Source organism: Kitasatospora sp. NPDC057940, from assembly GCF_042887425.1.
Lineage (GTDB): Bacteria > Actinomycetota > Actinomycetes > Streptomycetales > Streptomycetaceae > Kitasatospora.
In genome coordinates, this window is record NZ_JBHVPH010000014.1 from 164,733 (window position 1) to 183,822 (window position 19,090).

At 74.9% G+C, this 19,090-nt stretch carries 13 protein-coding genes; all 13 read left to right on the top strand.

The genetic code is table 11. The features are described from left to right. Positions 1-8 precede the first annotated feature (8 nt). The 13 genes from ACFVTF_RS22140 to ACFVTF_RS22200 all read left to right on the top strand — a co-directional run bounded on the left by ACFVTF_RS22140 (position 9) and on the right by ACFVTF_RS22200 (position 19,079). Positions 9-4,619, top strand: a complete 4,611-nt coding sequence (locus ACFVTF_RS22140; protein ID WP_387815771.1) for an amino acid adenylation domain-containing protein — start codon at positions 9-11, stop codon at positions 4,617-4,619. Between the two features lie 60 nt (positions 4,620-4,679). Further along, positions 4,680-5,453 (top strand): thioesterase II family protein, encoded by a 774-nt coding sequence (locus tag ACFVTF_RS22145; RefSeq protein ID WP_387815773.1) that lies wholly within the window; start codon positions 4,680-4,682, stop codon positions 5,451-5,453. 268 nt (positions 5,454-5,721) lie between these two features. Beyond that, entirely contained in the window at positions 5,722-7,266 is a 1,545-nt protein-coding gene (locus ACFVTF_RS22150; protein WP_387815775.1) for a tryptophan halogenase family protein, read from the top strand. Positions 7,267-7,295: 29 nt separating this feature from the next. Then, entirely contained in the window at positions 7,296-8,558 is a 1,263-nt protein-coding gene (locus tag ACFVTF_RS22155) for a cation:proton antiporter (protein ID WP_387815777.1), read from the top strand. Next, the gene (locus ACFVTF_RS22160; RefSeq protein WP_387815779.1) at positions 8,555-9,058 is read left to right on the top strand and encodes a flavin reductase family protein; all 504 of its coding nucleotides are present in this window, start codon (positions 8,555-8,557) and stop codon (positions 9,056-9,058) included. The genes ACFVTF_RS22155 and ACFVTF_RS22160 overlap by 4 nt, the downstream gene beginning before the upstream one ends. Positions 9,059-9,112: 54 nt before the next feature. Further along, the gene (locus tag ACFVTF_RS22165; RefSeq protein WP_387815781.1) at positions 9,113-10,816 is read left to right on the top strand and encodes a 2-isopropylmalate synthase; all 1,704 of its coding nucleotides are present in this window, start codon (positions 9,113-9,115) and stop codon (positions 10,814-10,816) included. 124 nt (positions 10,817-10,940) lie between these two features. Next, a complete protein-coding gene (locus ACFVTF_RS22170) occupies positions 10,941-12,362 on the top strand; it encodes a PLP-dependent aminotransferase family protein (RefSeq protein ID WP_350880968.1) in 1,422 nt (473 codons plus the stop codon). 72 nt (positions 12,363-12,434) lie between these two features. After that, entirely contained in the window at positions 12,435-13,457 is a 1,023-nt protein-coding gene (locus ACFVTF_RS22175) for a 3-oxoacyl-ACP synthase (RefSeq protein ID WP_387815783.1), read from the top strand. Then, on the top strand, positions 13,454-13,735 hold the full coding sequence (locus tag ACFVTF_RS22180) for a phosphopantetheine-binding protein (RefSeq protein WP_387815785.1): 282 nt from the start codon (positions 13,454-13,456) through the stop codon (positions 13,733-13,735). The genes ACFVTF_RS22175 and ACFVTF_RS22180 overlap by 4 nt, the downstream gene beginning before the upstream one ends. Next, on the top strand, positions 13,719-14,918 hold the full coding sequence (locus ACFVTF_RS22185) for an acyl-CoA dehydrogenase family protein (protein ID WP_387815787.1): 1,200 nt from the start codon (positions 13,719-13,721) through the stop codon (positions 14,916-14,918). The genes ACFVTF_RS22180 and ACFVTF_RS22185 overlap by 17 nt, the downstream gene beginning before the upstream one ends. After that, the gene (locus ACFVTF_RS22190; protein ID WP_387815789.1) at positions 14,915-16,129 is read left to right on the top strand and encodes an HAD-IIIC family phosphatase; all 1,215 of its coding nucleotides are present in this window, start codon (positions 14,915-14,917) and stop codon (positions 16,127-16,129) included. The genes ACFVTF_RS22185 and ACFVTF_RS22190 overlap by 4 nt, the downstream gene beginning before the upstream one ends. A 17-nt stretch (positions 16,130-16,146) precedes the next feature. Continuing rightward, positions 16,147-17,118: a 3-hydroxyacyl-CoA dehydrogenase family protein gene (locus ACFVTF_RS22195; RefSeq protein ID WP_387815791.1), complete on the top strand. Its 972-nt coding sequence runs from the start codon at positions 16,147-16,149 to the stop codon at positions 17,116-17,118. Then, positions 17,115-19,079, top strand: a complete 1,965-nt coding sequence (locus tag ACFVTF_RS22200; protein ID WP_387815793.1) for a non-ribosomal peptide synthetase — start codon at positions 17,115-17,117, stop codon at positions 19,077-19,079. The genes ACFVTF_RS22195 and ACFVTF_RS22200 overlap by 4 nt, the downstream gene beginning before the upstream one ends. Positions 19,080-19,090 lie beyond the last annotated feature (11 nt).

Consider the following 19,090-nt stretch of genomic DNA (forward strand, 5'->3'; position numbering starts at 1 on the left):
CAACCGACATGAGTGAGACCCAGACGTCCACGTCCCGCGAGGACCGCATAGCGGCCCTGCCCGAGCACCTGCGGGCCCTGCTGCGGGACCGCCTGGCGGGCGCCGAGGCGCCCGCCCCCGAGGCCGCGGCGAGCACCGCGCTGCGCCCCGCCGACCGCGACCGCCCGCTGCCGATGTCCTTCGCCCAGCAGCGGATGTGGTTCCTGTACGAGTTCGACCCGGAGTCGGTCGGCTACAACTCCTCCTTCGCACTGCGGCTGCGCGGCGACCTCGACCGCGCGGCGCTGCAGGGCGCGCTGGCCGCCGTCGTCGACCGGCACGAGGCGCTGCGCACCACCTACGACCAGGTGGACGGCGTCCCGGTGCAGGTCCCGCACCCGAGCGTGGACATCCCGCTGCCGGTCGTGGAGGCCGGCGGCGGGACGCCCGAGGAGCGGGAGGAGGAACTGCTGCGGCTGGTCCGCGAGGAGGCCGGCCGGCCCTTCGACCTGCGCACCGGCCCGGTGCTGCGGACCCTCCTCGTGCGGCTCTCCGACCGCGAGCACGTGCTCGTCCTGAGCATCCACCACATCGCGCACGACGGCTGGTCGCTGTCGATCATCACCCGCGAGCTGGGCCAGTACTACGCGGCCGCGCTCCAGGGCCGCGAACCCGGCCTGCCCGCGCCGGGGCCGCAGTACGCGGACTACTCGGTGTGGCAGCGCGAGCGGGCCTCCGGCGGGCGGCTCGACGAGCAGCTCGACTACTGGCGCGAGCAGCTCGACGGCGTCCCCGTGCTGGAGCTGCCGACCGACCGGCAGCGCCCCGCCGTGCCCACCGGGGCGGGCGCCTTCCACGAGTTCAGCGTCCCGGCGGAGACCGTCGCCGGGCTGCGCGAGCTCACCGAGTCCGCCGCGGCGACGCTGTTCATGACGCTCACCGCGGCCACCCAGCTGCTGCTGGCCCGGCTCTCCCGGCAGGAGGACGTCGCGATCGGCACCCCGGTGGCCGGCCGCGACGAGCCCGAACTCGCCGACCTGGTCGGCCTGTTCCTCAACACCCTGGTGCTGCGCGCCCGGATCGAGCCGGGCCTGGGCTTCCGGGACTTCCTGGGTCAGGTCCGCGACACCGTGCTGGCCGGCTTCGACCACGCGGAGGTCCCGTTCGAGCGGGTGGTGGACGCCGTCCAGCCCGAGCGCGACCCCAGCCGGATGCCGCTCGCCCAGGTGCTCATCGTGCTGCAGAACGCCCCCGAGGCGGTCCTCGACCTGCCCGGGCTGACCATGGAGCAGCTGGCCCTGCCGCAGGCGAGCACCGGCTTCGACCTCGTGGTGGCCTTCGAGGAGCGCCCCGACGGCAGCCTCTGGTCCGCGCTGGAGTACAGCACCGACCTGTACGACGAGGCCACGGTGCGCCGCTTCGCCGGCCACCTGACCACCCTGCTCGGCTCGATCGCCGCCGACCCCGACCAGGAGCTGGGCCGGCTCGACCTGCTCGACCCGAAGCAGCACAACCGGCTCACCGTGGACTGGGCCCGCAACCCGGTGGCCTTCCCCGAACAGGACCCGGTGCACCTGCTGGTGGCCAAGCGGGCCGCCGAACGCCCCGACGGCCTCGCGGTGGTGCGCGGCGACGAGCGGCTCAGCTACGCCGAACTCGACCGCCGGTCAGGGCTGTTGGCCGAGGTGCTGCGCTCCCGCGGCACCCGCCCGGGCGACGTCGTCGGCGTCTGCTGCGAGCGCGGCCCCGACCAGGTGGCCGCCACCCTCGCGGTGCTCAAGGCCGGCGCCGCCTTCCTGCCGCTGAACCCGCGCTTCCCGGCCGCCCGCCGGGAGCTGATGCTGGCCGAGACCGGCGCCGGGTTCGTCTTCACCGAGCGCGCGCTGGCCGCCGACACGGGCGAGTCCGCCGCCGAGCCGCTGATCCTGGAGGACCTGCGCCCGCAGCTCGACGCGCACACCGGCCCGGTGCCCGAGGGCGACCGGGTGGGGCCGGACGCGCTCGCCTACATCGTCTACACCTCCGGCTCCACCGGGACGCCCAAGGGCGTGCTGCTGGGCCACGGCGGCCTGACCAACGTGGTCAACGCCTCCCGGCTGATCGTCGGCACCGGCCCCGAGAACACGGTGACCCAGCTCTCCTCGCCCAGCTTCGACGGCGCGGTCTGGGAGACCTTCCTCGCCCTCGTCTCCGGCGCGGCGCTCGCCCTCCCGGCGAACGAGTCCGAGGCGCTGGGCAGCGAGCAGCTGCGCGCCATGGCGGGAGGCCGGCCCACCGTCCTCGCGCTGCCGCCCGCGGCCCTCGCGGCGGTCGAGCCCGAGGCGCTGCCCGCCGGCTCGGTGGTGCTCGCCGTCGGCGACCGCTGCCCGGTCGGCCTGGCCCGCAAGTGGTCGCGGGTCCACCGCTTCATCAACGGCTACGGCCCGACCGAGAACACCGTCGGCGCCACCATGTTCGAGGTCCAGGACGAGGAGGCCGGCAGCCGGCTGTCGATCGGCCGGCCGCTGCCCAACACCGAGGTCTACCTGCTGGACCCGCACGGCAACCCGGTGCCGCCCGCCGTCACCGGCGAGATCCACCTCGGCGGCCGCGGCGTCGCCCAGGGCTACCTGGGCCGCCCGGAGCTGACCGAGCAGCGGTTCGTCCCGCACCCCTTCGCGGACGACCCCGGGGCCCGGCTCTACCGCACCGGCGACCTCGGCGCCTGGCTGCCCGACGGGCGGATCGACTTCCGCGGCCGCGCCGACGACCAGGTCAAGATCCGCGGCTTCCGGGTCGAGCCCGGCGAGATCGAGTCGGCCATGCAGCGCCACCCCGCGGTCGACCAGGCCGCCGTGGTGGTCCGCGAGAGCGACCGCGGCAAGCAGCTCGTCGGCTACCTGGTCGCCGCGCCCGGCCGGGACCGGGGCGAGGCGGTCCGCGAGGTCCGCGAGGCCCTGACCGAGGAACTGCCCGCCTTCATGGTGCCGGCCGCGCTGATCCCGCTGGACGCGATGCCGCTCACCACCAACGGCAAGGTCGACCGGGACGCCCTGCCGGACGCCCGGGAGGCCCTGACCAGGGTCTCCACCCCGCCGAACGGCCCGGTGGAGACCGCGCTGGCCGAGGTGTTCCGCTCGGTGCTGGGCATCGAGGACGTCGGCGCCGAGGACGACTTCTTCCTGCTCGGCGGCGACTCCATCCTCTCCACCCAGGTGGTCGCCCGGGCCCGCCAGGAGGGCCTGCACTTCACCGCCCGGGACCTCTTCCAGCACAAGACCGTCGCGGCGCTCGCCAAGGCCGCCGGGACGGGGGAGAGCGGCCCGGCCGAGGAGGACCCGTACGCCACCGGGCCCGTGCCGCTGACCGCCGTGCAGCAGTGGTTCTTCGAGCACCACACCGTCAACCCGGGCCACTTCAACCAGTCGCTGCTGTTCGAACTCGTCCCGGGCACCGACACCGAGGCCCTGCGCGCCGCGCTGGCCGCGCTGGTCGGGCAGCACGACATGCTGCGCGCCCGCTACACCCGCGACGCCGGGGGCACCTGGTCCCAGGAGGTGGCGGTCGAGGCCGACGGCTGCTGGGACTTCCAGCGGCTCGACCTCGCCGGGGCGCCGGACGCCGAGGAGCGCGCCACCGCGGCGTTCCGGCAGGCCCAGAGCGGCCTGCGGCTGGCCGAGGGGCCGCTGCTGCGCGCCGTCCTGGCCGACCTGGGACCGGACCGCCCGGCCCGGCTGTTCCTCACCGCGCACCACCTGGTGGTCGACGGCGTCTCCTGGCGCATCCTGCTCGACGACCTGCGCTCCGCCTACGCCGACCTGGCGGCCGGCCGGCCCGTGCGGCTCGCCCCGCGCTCCACCTCCTTCGGCCAGTGGTCCCGCCGACTGCGCGAGCACGCCCTGACCGGCGGCTTCGACGACGAGCTGGCGCACTGGCGGTCGCTGCCCGAGCCCGCCGGGGAGCCCCTGGACACCGGCCGGTTCGGCGACCGCCGCACCGCGCGGCACACCCTGACCGAGGACGACACGGAGGCGCTGCTGCGCCGGGTGCCCGGCGTGCTGCGCGCGCAGGTCCACGAGGTGCTGCTGACCGCCCTCGCCCAGGCGCTCGCCGCCCAGGGCCACGCCGGCGACGGCGGCACCGTGATCGACCTGGAGGGGCACGGCCGCGAGGAGATCCTGGACGGCGTCGACCTGTCCCGCACCGTCGGCTGGTTCACCACGATCTACCCGGTGCTGCTCGACGTGCCCGCGGACCTGGCGCCGACCGCCGCCGTCCGGGTGGCCAAGCGCCGGCTGCGGGCCGTCCCGCGCCGCGGCATCGGCCACGGCGTCCTGCGCCTGGCGGCGGCCGCCGAGGCCCGGGAGGAGCTGCTGGTCCCCGCGCCCAGGGCCCGGATCGGCTTCAACTACCTCGGCCAGTGGGACAACCAGCTGCCCGAGGGGGACCGGCTGATCCTGCGCCACCTGGACCACGGCGGCGGCGACCACGAGCCGGCCGAGACCCGCACCTACGAGCTGGACGTCGCCGCCGCGGTCGAGGGCGGCCGGATGGAGCTGTCCTGCGTGTACGCGGGCGGCCGGTTCGACGAGGCGGCGGCCACCGCCCTGCTCCAGCGCATGCACGAGGCCCTGCGCGAGATCGTCCGGGCCTGCGGATGACCGGCCGGGCCGGGCCGGTACGGACACGGCCCCGCGGGGCCGACGGAAGGAAGTGACCGTTTGAACGACGACCAACCCTGGCTGGTGATCCCCAGGCCGCGCCCGGAGGCGACCCGGCGGCTGGTCTGCCTGCCGCACGCCGGCGGCAGCGCGGGCTTCTACCGGCCCTGGGCCAACCACCTCTCGGCGGCCGTCGAACTCCAGCTCGTCCAGTACCCGGGGCGGGAGGAACGGATCGAGGACCCCTTCGTCCAGGACGCCGCGACCCTGGTGGCCCAGCTGACGCAGGCACTGCTGGAGACCGACCGCCCCGGCGTCGAGACGGTGGTCTTCGGCCACAGCATGGGCGCGCTGCTCGCGTACGAGACCGTGCAGTCGCTGCACGCGCAGGGACTGCCGGTGGCCCGGCTGGTGCTCTCCGGCTACCCGCCGCCGCAGGCGCCGGCCGGGTCCGGCGACGGACCGGCCGGGCGGGCGCCGGCCCGGCCCCGCGGCGACGACGAGCTCCTCGCCACGGTCGCGGGCCACGGCGGGACCCAGATGTCGATCTTCGACGACCCGGACATCCGGGAGATGGTGCTGCCGATCCTGCGCAACGACTACCTGCTGATCGACTCCTACCGGCCCACCGCGCTGCGCCCGGTGGACTGCGGGGTCGTGGTGCTCACCGGGGACTCCGACGTCACGGTGAGCGTCGAGCGGGCCCGCGGCTGGGAGGCGCTGGCCGGCAAGGAGTTCGCGTTCCACGTGCTGCCCGGCGGGCACTTCTACCTGACCGCGCAGCGGGCCCGGGTCATCTCACTGCTGCACGACTACCTGTTGGACGGTGGCTGAGCCGGCTCAGCCACCGCCCGACCCCCGCCTGACCCCTGCCGAATTCCGGCGAGTTCCGGCGAGTTCCACCGAACAGATGGCACCCCCAACCATCGGGTGTCATCTGTTCGGCATGTCGGAAAACCCCCGGCGAACGCCGGGACGCGCTGGAGTGCGTGTTTCCGCTGAGGCTTAAAAGCCTGTTTTCCGGAGGCTCCGCTGCCGCAGGATTTCGAGCCATGGGACAGCCCGGGGCTCCGGGTTGAACGACCGGCTGAGAGGGTCAGGAATGCTGGGCAACGTCGTCATCGTCGGTGGTGGGACATCCGGTTGGATGACCGCCTCGTACCTGCGCGCCGCATTCGGCGATCGCATTTCCGTCACGCTGGTGGAATCCAAGCGAATCAAGTCCATCGGGGTCGGCGAGGCGACCTTCAGCACCGTTCGGCATTTCTTCAACTACCTGGGCCTGCCGGAGCACGTCTGGATGCCCAAGTGCAATGCCACCTACAAGCTCGGCATCCGATTCGAGAACTGGCGGCGCAAGGGCCACTACTTCTACCACCCCTTCGAGCGCCTCCGGGTCGTCGACGGCCTGCCGCTCACCGACTGGTGGCTGAACAGCCGCTCCGGCGACCGCTTCGACCAGGACGTGTTCCTGATGGCCGCGATCTGCGACGCGGAGAAGTCCCCGCGCTACCTCGACGGCACCCTCTTCGAGCAGGACTTCAAGGAGGGCGGCAACACGGCCGAGCGCGACACCCTCACGGAGCAGGACACCCAGTTCCCGTACGCCTACCAGTTCGACGCCTCGCTGCTGGCCGACTTCCTCTCCGGATACGCCACCGAGCGCGGCGCCAAGCACATCGAGGACGACGTCGTCGAGGTCGTCCAGGACGAGCGCGGCTGGATCAGCGGCGTGCGCACCAAGGAACACGGTCTGATCGAGGGCGACCTCTTCATCGACTGCACCGGCTTCCGCGGCCTGCTGATCAACCAGACCCTGGAGGAGCCGTTCAACTCCTTCCAGGACACCCTGCCCAACAACCGCGCGGTGGCGCTGCGCGTCCCGGTCGACATGGAGAAGCGCGGCCTGCGCCCCTGCACCACCGCCACCGCCTCGGACGCCGGCTGGATCTGGACCATCCCGCTGTTCGGCCGCATCGGCACCGGCTACGTCTACTCCGACGAGTACGCGACGCCCGAGGAGGCCGAGGCCACGCTGCGGGCCAAGGTCGGCCCGGACGCGGAGGGCCTGGAGGCCAACCACATCAGGATGCGGATCGGCCGCACCCGCAACGCCTGGGTCAACAACTGCGTCGCCATCGGCCTGTCCAGCGGCTTCGTCGAGCCCCTGGAGTCGACCGGCATCTTCTTCATCCAGCAGGGCATCGAGGAACTGGTCAAGCACTTCCCGGACGCCAACTGGGACCCGGGGCTGCGCCGCTCCTACAACCGCATCGTCGGCAACACCATCGACGGCGTACGGGAGTTCCTCGTCCTGCACTACAAGGCCGCGGCCCGCGAGGACAACGCCTACTGGCGGGACGCCAAGACCCGGGTGATGCCCGACGGCCTGGCCGAGCGGATCGAGCTGTGGAAGGCCAAGCCTCCGACGGAGGCCACCATCTTCCCGCACTTCCACGGGTTCGAGTCCTACTCCTACCTGGCCATGCTGCTCGGCCTCGGCGGCATCGAGCTCAAGGCCCCGCCCGCGCTCGCCCTCCAGGACGGCAGCCGCGCGGAGAAGGAGTTCCAGCTGCTGAGCGACCAGTCCGCCGAGCTCCTGAAGCGCCTGCCCAGCCAGTACGAGTACCTCGCCCAGATGCACTGACCCTTCGGCGCCCCGAGAAAGGAGGCACCATGGACAGTCTTCCGTACGTACCGGCCGCGGTGACGCTCGCTCTGCTCGTCCCCGTGGCACTGCTCGGACGCCGGCTGGCGAAGCTGCTGCGGCAGCCGGAGATCGTCGGCGAGATCATGGCCTGCCTCCTGCTCGGGGCGCTGCTGGCGAGCCAGTGGCACTGGAAGCCGGCCACCATGGACGGCGGGGCCGTCCTGGAGAAGGCGGGCCACCTCGGCCTCGCGCTCTTCCTGGTGGGCGCCGTCCACGAGATCCGGGCCGGCGGCAGCCGGCTGGGCGGGCGCAGCATCGCGATGACCGCCGTGGGCTCGCTGCTGCTGCCGCTCGGCTGCGGCGTCGCGTTCGCCGCGTGGGTGCTGGCCGACGGATCCCCGGCGCTGCGCGGCGGCGCCCCGGCCGGGGTGCTGGTCCTGATGCTGGCGATCGCGCTGGCGGTCACCGCCGTCCCGGTGCTGGCCGGCATCCTGGACGACCGCGGCATGCTCAACACCGCGATCGGCCGGCTCTGCATGGCGGTCGCGGTCTCCATCGACGCCGTCACCTGGTCGCTGCTGGCGATCGCGGTCGGCCTGGCGCACGGCGGCGGGAAGATCACCCCGTACCTGGTGTTCGTCGTCGGCCTGCTGGGCGCCTGGCTGATCCGCCGGGCCGGGGCCCTGCCCGGGCCCCGGGCCTGGGCCGGGCGGATCCCGGTCGCGGTGCCGATCGGGCTGACCGCCGCCGCGGCCGTGGCCGCCGCCCTGACCACCTCGCGGCTCGGCCTCACCGACGTCCTCGGCGCCGTCCTGGTCGCCCTGGCGCTGCCGGGCGACGACGGCGTCGGCCCCTGGACCAGGGCCGCCCACACCGTCGGCGGCTGGGGCCGGATCGTGCTGCCGCTGCTGTTCACGGTGACCGGCATGGGCCTCGCCTCGGCGCCGCTCAGCGTGTTCTCCTGGCAGGCCGTCGTCCTGTCCGTGGTGCTCGCGATCTTCGGCAAGCTGGTCGGCAGCTACTACGGCGCGCGGGCGGCCGGCCGGCCCCCGGTCGAGTGCATGCGGATCGCGGTGTTCCTCAACGCCCGCGGCCTGACCGAGCTCGCCGTCCTCCAGACGGGCTACCAGGCCGGGATCCTCACCCCGGCGCTGTTCCTCGCCCTCGTCGTGATGGCCCTGTTCACGACGGTGCTCAGCGGCCCGCTGCTGTGGGTCATCGACCGGCGCACGGCGAGCGTGGACGCGCCCCGGACCGCGGAGCCGGTCCCCTACCCAGTCGAGCGGTGAATCACGTGGAACTCGTCACCTCAACCCCCTCCGATTTCCGGACCTTCATGTCCGGCTTCCCGAGCGGCGTCGCCATCGTCACCTCGCTGGACGACGCCGGCCGGCCCTGGGGCATGACCTGCTCCGCCCTGTGCAGCGTCACCGTCGAACCGCCCACCCTGCTGGTCGGCATGCGGGCGGAGAGCCCGACGCTGAAGGCCGTGCTGCGCAGCGGCCAGTTCGCGGTGAACCTGCTGCACGCCGAGGGCCGCGGCACCGCCGAGCTGTTCGCCTCCGGTGACCCGGACCGGTTCGACGCCACCACCTGGCGGCTGCCCCCCGGCGCCGGCGGACCCCACCTCGTCCACGACGCCCACGCGGTGGCCGACTGCCGGGTCAGCCAGCTGGTCCCCGTCGGAGGCCAGCGGATGGTCTTCGGCGAGGTCATCCGGATCACCGAGCTCAGCGACGCGTCGCCGCTGCTCTACGGGAGGAGACAGTTCAGCACCTGGCCCGCCTAGCAGAGCTAGCAGAGCGTCCCCACAAGACGCCCAGACCACCGTTGTGGAGGAGAGATGACCGCTCAACCCACCGACGCGGACACGCCGCAGGGCACACCCGCCCGCGACCAGGGCATCCAGCGCCACAGCGCGATGCCGGTCCGGAAGTACCAGCCGTACCAGGCGGTCGGGCTGCCCGACCGCGGCTGGCCGGGCCGCCGCGCGGAGCAGGCCCCGCTGTGGTGCAGCGTCGACCTGAGAGACGGCAACCAGGCCCTGACCGATCCCATGGACATCACCCGCAAGCGGCGGATGTTCGACCTGCTGGTCGCCATGGGGTTCAAGGAGATCGAGGTCGGCTTCCCCACCTCCTCGCAGGACGACCACGCCTTCCTCCGCCACCTCGTCGACACCGGCGCGATCCCGGACGACGTCGTCGTCCAGGTCATGACGCCGATCCGCGGCGACTTCATCGAACGCACCGTCAAGGCCCTGGAGGGCGTGCCGCGCGCCGTCCTCCAGATCTTCAACCCGACCTCGGAGGTCCAGCGCCGCCTGGTCTTCCGCAAGGACCGCCGGCAGACCACCGCCATGGCGCTCGACGGGGCCGAACAGGCCCTCAAGCTCCAGGACTCGATCCCCGGCACGGAGATCTACCTCCAGTACGCGCCGGAGTCCTACACCCAGACCGAGCCGGACTACGCGCTCGAACTCTGCAACGCCGTCCTCGACTTCTGGGCCCCGCGGGCCGCGCACACGCTGCGGATCAACCTGCCCTCCACCGTCGAGGTGTTCCCGCCGCAGGAGTTCGCCGACCGGATCGAGTACACCCACCGCAACCTGCTCCACCGCGAGCGCACCATCCTCGGCGTGCACCCGCACAACGACCGCGGCAGCGGCGTCGCCGCCGCCGAACTCGCCGTCCTCGCCGGGGCGGACCGGGTCGAGGGCACCCTGTTCGGCAACGGCGAGCGCTCCGGCAACGTCTGCCTGGTCACCCTGGCCATGAACCTGTTCTCCCAGGGCGTCGACCCGATGCTGGACCTGAGCGACATCGACGGCATCCGCCGCATCGTCGAGAGCTGCAACCAGATGCCCGTCCCCGCCCGCCACCCGTGGGCCGGCGACTTCGTCTACACCTCCTTCGCCGGCTCCCACCAGGACGCCATCGCCAAGGGCCTGCGCGCCCGCGAGGAGTCCGGGCAGGAGGTCTGGGACGTGCCGTACCTGCCGATCGACCCGCGCGACATCGGCCGCGGCTACCAGGCGCTGATCCGGATCAACACCCAGTCCGGCAAGGGCGGCATCGCCCACCTGCTGCGCACCGAGTACGGCATCGAGCTGCCGCGCCGCCTCCAGATCGACTTCGCCGCCGAGATGCAGGCGGTCTGCGAGGAGATCGGCGGCGAGATCACCGGCGACCAGCTGTGGGAGCACTTCGTCGAGCGGTACGTGGCGCTGGGCACCGAGACCGTGCCCGGCCTGCCGGAGCCGGAGCCGCTGACGGCGGAGCCCGGCGACACCCGCTGGAGCGGGGCCACCGCCGAGGCGGTGGCCGGCTACGGGCTCGACGCCGTCGTCCAGGGCCTCGTCGTGGAGCGGGCCGGCGCACCGCTGAACGCGGTCACCGCCGCCTTCGAGATCGTCGTGGACTCCCACTCCTACTGGGGGGTCGGCATCGCCGGGGAGGAGGGCGAGGCCGTCGGCCGGGCCGTCCGGGCCGCGTCCCTGCGGGCGCTGCTGGACACCGAGCGGTCCGGTCCGTCCGAGGCCCGCTAGGGCCACCGGTCCGTCCGGCCGGGCAGGGCCGGGCCGGCGGGCCGAACAGTGCCGGACCGACGGGCCGAACAGGTCCGGAGGGCTTTGACAGGGCCGCCGTGGGCGGGGGAGGGAGGAGCCAAGCATGCCCTGGAACACCTTGATCGACGTGGCACGGGAGGACGTGCTCCCGCTGACCGCCCAGATCCGGGACGGCATCAAGCGGGAGATCGCCGAGGGGGCGCTGCACCCCGGCACCCGGCTGCCGTCGAGCCGTCAGCTCGCCGAGGACCTGCGGGTGTCCCGCAGCGTCGTCGTCGAGGCCTACGGGCAACTCGTCGCCGGCGGCTACCTGGAGGCGACCCGGGGCTCGGGCACCCGGGTCGCCACCCACCTGGACCGGGGCACCCGGATGCCGACCCTGCTCGGCGACGCCCGCCCCGCCCCGGTGATCCGCTGGGACCTGCGGGCCGGCGGCGCCGACGCCTCCGCCTTCCCCCAGCGCGAGTGGCTGGCCGCCTACCAGCGCGCCGCGCGCCGGCTCGGCCCGCGCGACCTCGGGTACCCGCCGGTGTCCGGCGTCCCGGCGCTGCGCGCCGAACTCGCCCGCTACCTCGGGCGGGCGCGCGGCGTGCACACCACCCCCGAGCACGTCATGGTGGTCTCCGGGTTCGCCCAGACGCTCGGCCTGGTCTGCGCCACGCTGCCCCGCACCGGCCTGGGCGCGCTCGCCGTCGAGGACCCGTGCCACCCGCAGCAGCGCCAGTTCATCGTCGAGTCGGGCCTGGACTGCCCGTCCGTCCCGGTCGACGAGCACGGCATCGACGTGGCCGCGCTGGCCCGCACCGGCGCCCGCGCGGTGCTGGTCACCCCCGCCCACCAGTTCCCCACCGGCGCCGTGCTCAGCGCCGAGCGGCGGGCCGCCCTGGTCCGCTGGGCGGAGGACGTGGACGGCTGGATCATCGAGGACGACTACGACGGCGACCTCTGGCTGGACCACGGCCGCCGGCCCACCGCGCTGCAACGGCTGTCCCCCTCCCGGGTGCTCTACGCGGGCACCGCGAGCAAGTCGCTGGCCTCCGGGATGCGGCTGGGCTGGCTGGTCGCCCCGCCCCGGCTGCGCCGCCGCCTGGAGGAGGTCCGCTCCCAACGGGACCTCGGCTGCGACGTGTTCACCCAGCACGCGTTCGCCGAACTGCTGGACGGCGGCGAACTCGACCGCCACCTGCGGCGCCAGCGCGAACGGCTGCGGGCCCGCCGCGAGGTCTTCCACGAGGCCGTGCGGCGCCGGCTGCCGGGGGCCCGGATCGTGGGCGCCTTCGCCGGGCTGCACGCCTACGTCCAGCTCCCGCACCGGGTGGACGAGGCCGCGCTGGTCGCCCGGGCGCTGCGCCGCTCGGTGCTGGTGCGCGGCGGCCGCTCGTACCACCACCGGTCCTGGCAGTCCGGGCCGGCCCTGGTGGTGGGGTACGCCGGGGTGCCCCGCAGCGGCGTCGCCGAGGCGGTGCGGGAACTGGGCGAGGCCTACGCCGAGTCGGCGGCGGACGGCTGCCTGCGCAGTGCCTGAGCCGCGCCCCGGCACGCGGCCGTACGAGACCGGGAGACGCCCGGACAGACAGCGGAGAGTCGAGGACACGGCATGGTGACGACGAGGACGGGCGGCGCCCCCGCGCCGCTCGCGGTGCGCGAGGCGGCCTGGCAGCTGCCCGAGCAGCGGGTGCCGGTCGGCGAACTGCCCGAACTGGCGGGCCTGGACGGCGAGCGCAGAACCACGCTGGCCGGCCTGGGGATCGACACCGTGGCCGTCGACCGCGAGCTCGGCCCGACCGGGCTGGCCGAACGGGCGGCCCGCAGCGCGCTGGTCGGCGCCGGGCTCGCCGCCCAGGACCTGGACGCCCTGATCGTCGTCGACTCCCGGGCCCCCGAGACCCTGCTCAGCTCCGAGGCGACCAGGCTCCAGGCCCGGCTCGGCGCCGACCGGGCCGTCACCTTCGGCGTCGGCGGCCTCGGCTGCGTCTCGCTCGGACCGGCCCTGCTCGCCGCCCGCGGACTGCTCGCCGCCGACCCGGACGTCCGGCACGTCCTGGTCGCGCACGCCTCCACCCCGGCCACCCCCGGCCGCTACCGGCACCCCGTCACCGTCAACGGGGACGCCGGGCAGGCCCTGCTGCTCGCCCGCACCGGCCCGGTGCGGGTGCTCGACCTGGTCCAGGAGACCAACGGCGCCTACTGGGACCTCTTCCGGGTGGACTACCGGGACCGCCCCTGGGAGAGCTGGCAGGAGGAGTGCCGGGACCTGCCCGGCTACTCCTTCCGGCTCGCGGTGGAGACCAGGAACCGGCTCACCGCGCTCCTGGAGCGGCTGCTCAAGCGGCACGGCCTCGACCGCGCCGACGTCGCCGGCTACGCCAGCCAGAACCTCTCGGCGGGCGGACTGCGCTTCCTGGCGGAGTCGCTGGGCGTCGAACTCCTGCCGGAGTGCCGGGAGAACCTGGCCCGGTACGGCCACCTGGGGCCGAACGACGTCTTCCTCAACCTCTGGACGGCGCTGGCGAACGGGCGGCTGGCCGAGGGCGACCGGGTCGTCCTGGTCAACGTCAGCCCGGTGGCGGCCTGGAACCTGCTGCTGGTGGAAATCGGACCCTGGGAGAGCACCGCGTGACCGACACGGCAATCGAGATACGGGAGTTCCTGACCGTCGCACTGCGCCGGCCGGTGGCGCCGGACGAGGACTACTTCGCGCTGGGGCTCGCGGACTCGCTGTTCGCGCTGGAGCTGGTGGTCTTCGTCGAGGAGCGGTTCGACATCCGGATCGAGGTGGACGACCTCGACCTGGACTCCTTCCGCACCGCCGAGCGGATCGCCGCGCTGGTCGAGCGCAAGCGGGCCGGGCTGGGCACGGGCGAGGAGACGGGGGCCGGCAGTGCCGCCCACGGCTAGCGAGACCCGTCCGTCCGGCCCGTCCGTTCCGTCCGGCCCGTCCGCCCCAGGGGCTTCGGGGGCTTCGGGTGCTTCGGCGGTCGAGGCCGCCGCCGAGCTGGCCGCCGCCGTCCGCGACGATGCCGCCCGCTGGGACGAGCAGGGCGCGCTGCCCGACGAGGCCGTCCGCGCGGTGGCCGCCGCCGGACTGCTCGGCCTCGACCTGCCCGCCCGCCACGGCGGCGCCGGCGCCACCCCGGCCCAGCTGGGCGAGGCCGTCGCGCACCTGGGCGGCGTCTGCGGCGCCCTGCGCGCGCTGCTCACCGTCCAGGGCATGACGGCCGCGGCGCTGCTGCGCTGGGGCGGCCAGGAGCAGCGCGCGCGGTGGCTGCCCGCACTGGCCTCCGGTGAATGCCTGGCCGGCTTCGCCGCCACCGAACGGGAGGCCGGCAGCGCGCTCGCCGAGGTCGGGACGCGGATCGAGGACGACGGCGAACGGCTGGTCGTCACCGGCGCCAAGCGCTGGGTGACCTTCGGGCAGAGCGCCGACGTGTTCCTGGTGCTGGGGCGCACCGACGCCGGCCCGACGGCCGTCCTGGTGGAGGCCGACCGGCCCGGGATCGTCCGCGAGCCCGTCAGCGGCCAACTCGGTTTGCGCGCCGCGCGGATCGCCCACCTCACCTTCGACCGGGTGCGGGTGCCCCGGGAGAACCTGGTGGCGCCGCCCGGGCTGGGCCTGACCCACACCGCCGCCGTGGCGCTGGACCACGGCCGGTTCACGGTGGCCTGGGGCTGCGTCGGCATGGCGGAGGCCTGCCTGTCCGACGCCGCCGAGCACGCCGCGGGCCGGGTCCAGGGCGGCGTGCCGCTGGCCGGGCACCAGCTGGTGCGCTCGCTGCTCGCCCGCTCCGCCGTCGACACGGCGGCCGCCCGGGCGCTGGCCGAGCGGGCCGCCGAGGCCCGGGCCGGCTCGCCGCTGGGCGCCGCCACCGAGACCGTGGTCGCCAAGTACGCGGCGGCCGGGGCGGCGAAGGCGGTCGCCGACCGGGCCGTCCAGATCCTCGGCTCGGCGGGCTGCGAGCCCGGCGTCCGGGCCGGCCGGTTCTACCGGGACGCCAAGGTGATGGAGATCATCGAGGGCAGCCCGCAGGTCGCCGAACTGCACATCGCCGACCGCCTGTTGCGCCAGGGGGTGCGCCGATGACCGGGCCGCGGCAGGGCGGGTTGGGGGAGGGCGGGGCGGGGCCGACCGTCAAGGTCCTGGTCTGGGACCTCGACGACACCCTCTGGAACGGCACCGTGCTGGAGGGCGACGACCCGGCGCCGTTCCCCGCGGCGACCGCCGCCCTGCGGGCGCTGGACGAGCGCGGCGTCCTGCACGCCGTCGCCAGCCGGAGCGACCGGGCCGTCGCCGCCGCGCACCTGGAACGGCTCGGACTGCACGAGCTGTTCACCGTGCTGGAGATCGGCTGGGGCCCCAAGTCGGGCGCGGTGCGCCGGATCGCCGAGACCATCGGCATCGGGCTGGACACCGTGGCCTTCGTCGACAACGACCCGGTCGAGCGCGCCGAGGTGGCCGCCGCCCACCCCGTGGTGCGCTGCTACCCTGCCGAGCAGGTCGCCGAACTGGCCGAACTGCCGGAGTTCCGGCCCGAGTTCGTCACCGCCGACGCCCGTGAACGCCGGCTGCGCTACCGCGGCGAGGCGCTCCGCACCCAGGCCCGGGAGGATCACCAGGGCACCCCCGAGGAGTTCCTCGCCTCACTGGGGCTGGAACTGACGATTCGTCAGGCCGGTCCGGACGACCTCGCCCGTGCCCACGAACTCACCGTCCGCACCCACCAGCTCAACACCACCGGCCGGACCTACGGCCTGCCGGAGCTGCGCGCGCTGTGCGACTCGCCCGACCACCGGGTGCTGGTCGCCGAACTGACCGACCGGTTCGGCGACTACGGCACCATCGGCCTCGCGCTGAGCGAGCGGACCGGGCACCGGGAGGGCGACGGCCCGGCCGGGCCGGCCGAGGTGCTGCGGCTGCTCCTGCTGTCCTGCCGGGTGATGTCCCGGGGCATCGGGCCGGCGCTGATCGGGCACGTCGTGCGCGCGGCGCTCGCCGAAGGGCGCCGCCCGCTGGCCGAGTTCGTGCCCACCGACGTCAACCGGGTGATGCTGGTGAACCTCCGGTTCGCCGGGTTCACCGTGGTGGGCCAGGAGGGGGAGGGGCGGCTGCTGCTCGGCTACCCGCCCGCCGCCCCGCCGCCCCCGCTGCCGGGCCACCTGCGGCTGATCACCCCCGAGGCGCCCGAGGCGTCCAACGCCCCTGTCGCCCCCGAGGCGTCCAACGCCCCTGTCGCCCCCGAGGCGCCCAACACCCCTGTCGCCCCCGAGGCCCCCGACGCCCGGAACCGGCCGTGACCGGGCCGGAATCCGTCGTGACCAGGAAGGACACCGTGCACCCGCAAGACACCCAGAACCGCGAGGCAGACGAGGCCCGGGCGGCCCGCACCGACCGGATCCCGGTCGGGATCGTCGGCGCCGGCACGATGGGCACCGCCGTCGCCCAGGTCTTCGCCGCGGCCGGGCACCCCGTGGTGGTGGTCGACCGGCAGCAGGCCGCCCTCGACGCCGGCCCCGGCCGGCTGCGGGACGGCCTGCGCGCCGCGCGGCTGCTCGGCCGCCGCCCGGCCCCCGGGGAGGCCCGTGCCGGGGCCCCCGGCGAGGCCCGGCCGTCGGCGGCGGAGACCGTCGAACTGGTCGACTGGACGGACGAGTTCGGGCGGCTCGCGGTGGCCGGCTTCGTGGTGGAGTGCGCCTCCGAGCGGCTGGCCGTCAAGGAGCAGGTGCTCCGGGAGCTGGACCAGGTCTGCGCCCCCGCCGCGGTGTTCGCCTCCTGCACCTCGGCGATCCCGGTCGAGCGGCTCGCCTCCTACACCGACCGGGCCGACCGGGTGCTCGCCACGCACTTCATGAACCCCGCGTACCTCAAGGAGACCGTCGAGGTGGTGCGCGGCCCGGCCACCACCGCCCGGACGCTGGAGACCACCCTCGCCCTGCTCGCCGGGGTCGGCCGCCGCGCCCACGTCGTCCGCGACTCGCCGGGTTTCGTCTCCAACCGGGTGCTGATGCCGATGGTCAACGACGCGGCCGCCCGGGTGCAGGAGGGCGTGGCCGACGCGGAGACCGTCGACCTGATCTTCCAGGAGTGCTTCGGCCATGCCATGGGCCCGTTGCGCACGGCGGACCTGATCGGGCTCGACACCATCGTCGACACCCTCGACGTCCTGCTGGAGACCACCGGCGACGAGCGGTTCCGGCCCTGCGACCTGCTGCTCGACCTGGTGCGGCGCGGACACTTCGGCCGCAAGACCGGGCTGGGCTTCTACGCCTACGGGACCCGCCCGTGACCGCCGGCCGCCCGGCCCCCGACGTGCTCGACCTGATCCGCGAACGGTTCCGCACGCTGCCCGACCGGACCGCCGTGGTGGTCGGCGAGCAGAGCCTGACGTATCGTCAACTCGAAATCGAGACCAGTGCGTTGGCCGACCGGCTGGCCGCCGCCGGGGCCACCCCCGGCCGGCTCGTCCTGATCCACCGCCGCCAGGGCGTGCGCACCGTCGTCGGCATGCTGGCCGCGCTGCGGCTGGGCGCCGCCTGGTGCGTCCTGGAACCCGAGCGCCCCGCCGTGATGGTGCGCGCCCTGCTGCGCGACAGCGGCTGCGCCGTCCTGGTGTACGACGACGGCGACCCGGCCACCCCGCCCGCCGCCGTGCGGGAACTGGCGGCCGGCTGCGGACAGTCCGTCACGGCGGTGGCCGACAGCGGACCGGCCCCGGCCGTGTCTCCGGCCGCCGGCCGGTCGGACGCCGTGGTGCCCCCGACCGCACCGGCCTACGCCGTCACCACCTCCGGGACCACCGGGGAGCCCAAGGCCGTCCTGGTCTCCCGCGGCGCGCTCGCCCACCTGGTCGCCTCCCGCGCCGAGGACCCCGCCGCGACCACCTTCACCGCCTCCCGGCTCTCCTGGGACGCGCCGCTGCTGATGCTGTTCCACACGCTCTGCGGCGGCGGCACGGCGGTGCTGCCCGACGAACGGGCCCTGCCCGACCCGGAGGCCACCGCCGCGCTGATCCGCCGCCACCGGGTCGAGGTGGCGGTCGGCCCGCCCTCGTTCCACCTGCTGGTGCTGCCCCACCTGGCCGGCGCCGACGCCCACCTGCGGCAGTGGATCGCCGGCGGGGAGGCGCTGTCGGCCGCGCAGGCCGAGCGGCACCGGGCCGTCCTGCCCGGCACCCGGCTGGTCAACGAGTACGGCGCCACCGAGACCACCGTCACCGTGCTCGCCCAGCCGGTCGCGTCCGCGCCGTCCGACCCCGTCCCGATCGGGCGCTCCACCTCCGGCAACCGGATCCACCTGCTGGACGAGCGGCTCGCCCCGGTCGGGCCCGGGCGGACCGGCGAGCTGTACGTGGCCGGGCCGCAGGTCGCCGAGGGCTACGCCGGGCGCCCGGCCGAGACCGCGCTGCGCTTCCTCCCCGACCCCTTCGCCACCACCCCCGGCGCCCGGATGTACCGCACCGGGGACCTCGCCTCCGCCGACCCCACCGGGGCGCTGGTGTTCCGCGGCCGGGCCGACGGGCAGCTCAAGGTGCGCGGCGTCCGGGTCGAACGCGAGGCCGTCGAAGCGGCGCTGGAACGCCACCCCGCCGTCCGGCAGGCCGCCGTCCTCACCGTGACCGGCCCGGACGGCGCCACCGCGCTGGCCGCGTGCTGGCTCCCCGCCGACCCCGCCGCCCCCGCGCCGGACACCGCCGAACTGCTGGCGCACTGCACCGCCCTGCTCGGCGGCCAGGCCCGGCCGGAGCGCTTCGTCCGGGTGGCCGGCTTCCCGCTCGCGCCGTCCGGCAAGACCGACCTCCAGGCGCTGCACGCCCTGCTCGCCGAAGACCCCGGCGAGCCCGGCGACCCCGACGAGACCGAAGGCCCCGGCGGGGCCGGTGGGCCGGACGGCTTCGGCGGACGCGACGAGCCCGCCGAGGCGGACGGCGCCCCGCGGCTCGTGACGCGCTACTGGACCGAGGTCCTCGGGCACGGCGACTTCGGACCGGACGACGACTTCTTCGCCGTCGGCGGCAACTCGCACCGGATCGTCGAACTCCACCTGCGCCTCGAAGGCCGCTGGCCCGGTGCCGTCCGCGTCGGCCGGCTCTTCGACCTGCGCACCGTCGCCGAGCAGGCCGCGGCCGTCGCCGGGGAGGCCGCCACTCCGGAATCCGGCACCCCGGAGTCCGGCACCCCGGAGCCCGTCGCCCGGGCGGCCGGAGCGCCCACGGGCGGCGCCCGGCCCGACGCCGCGTACGAAGTCTGACGAACGGGAGA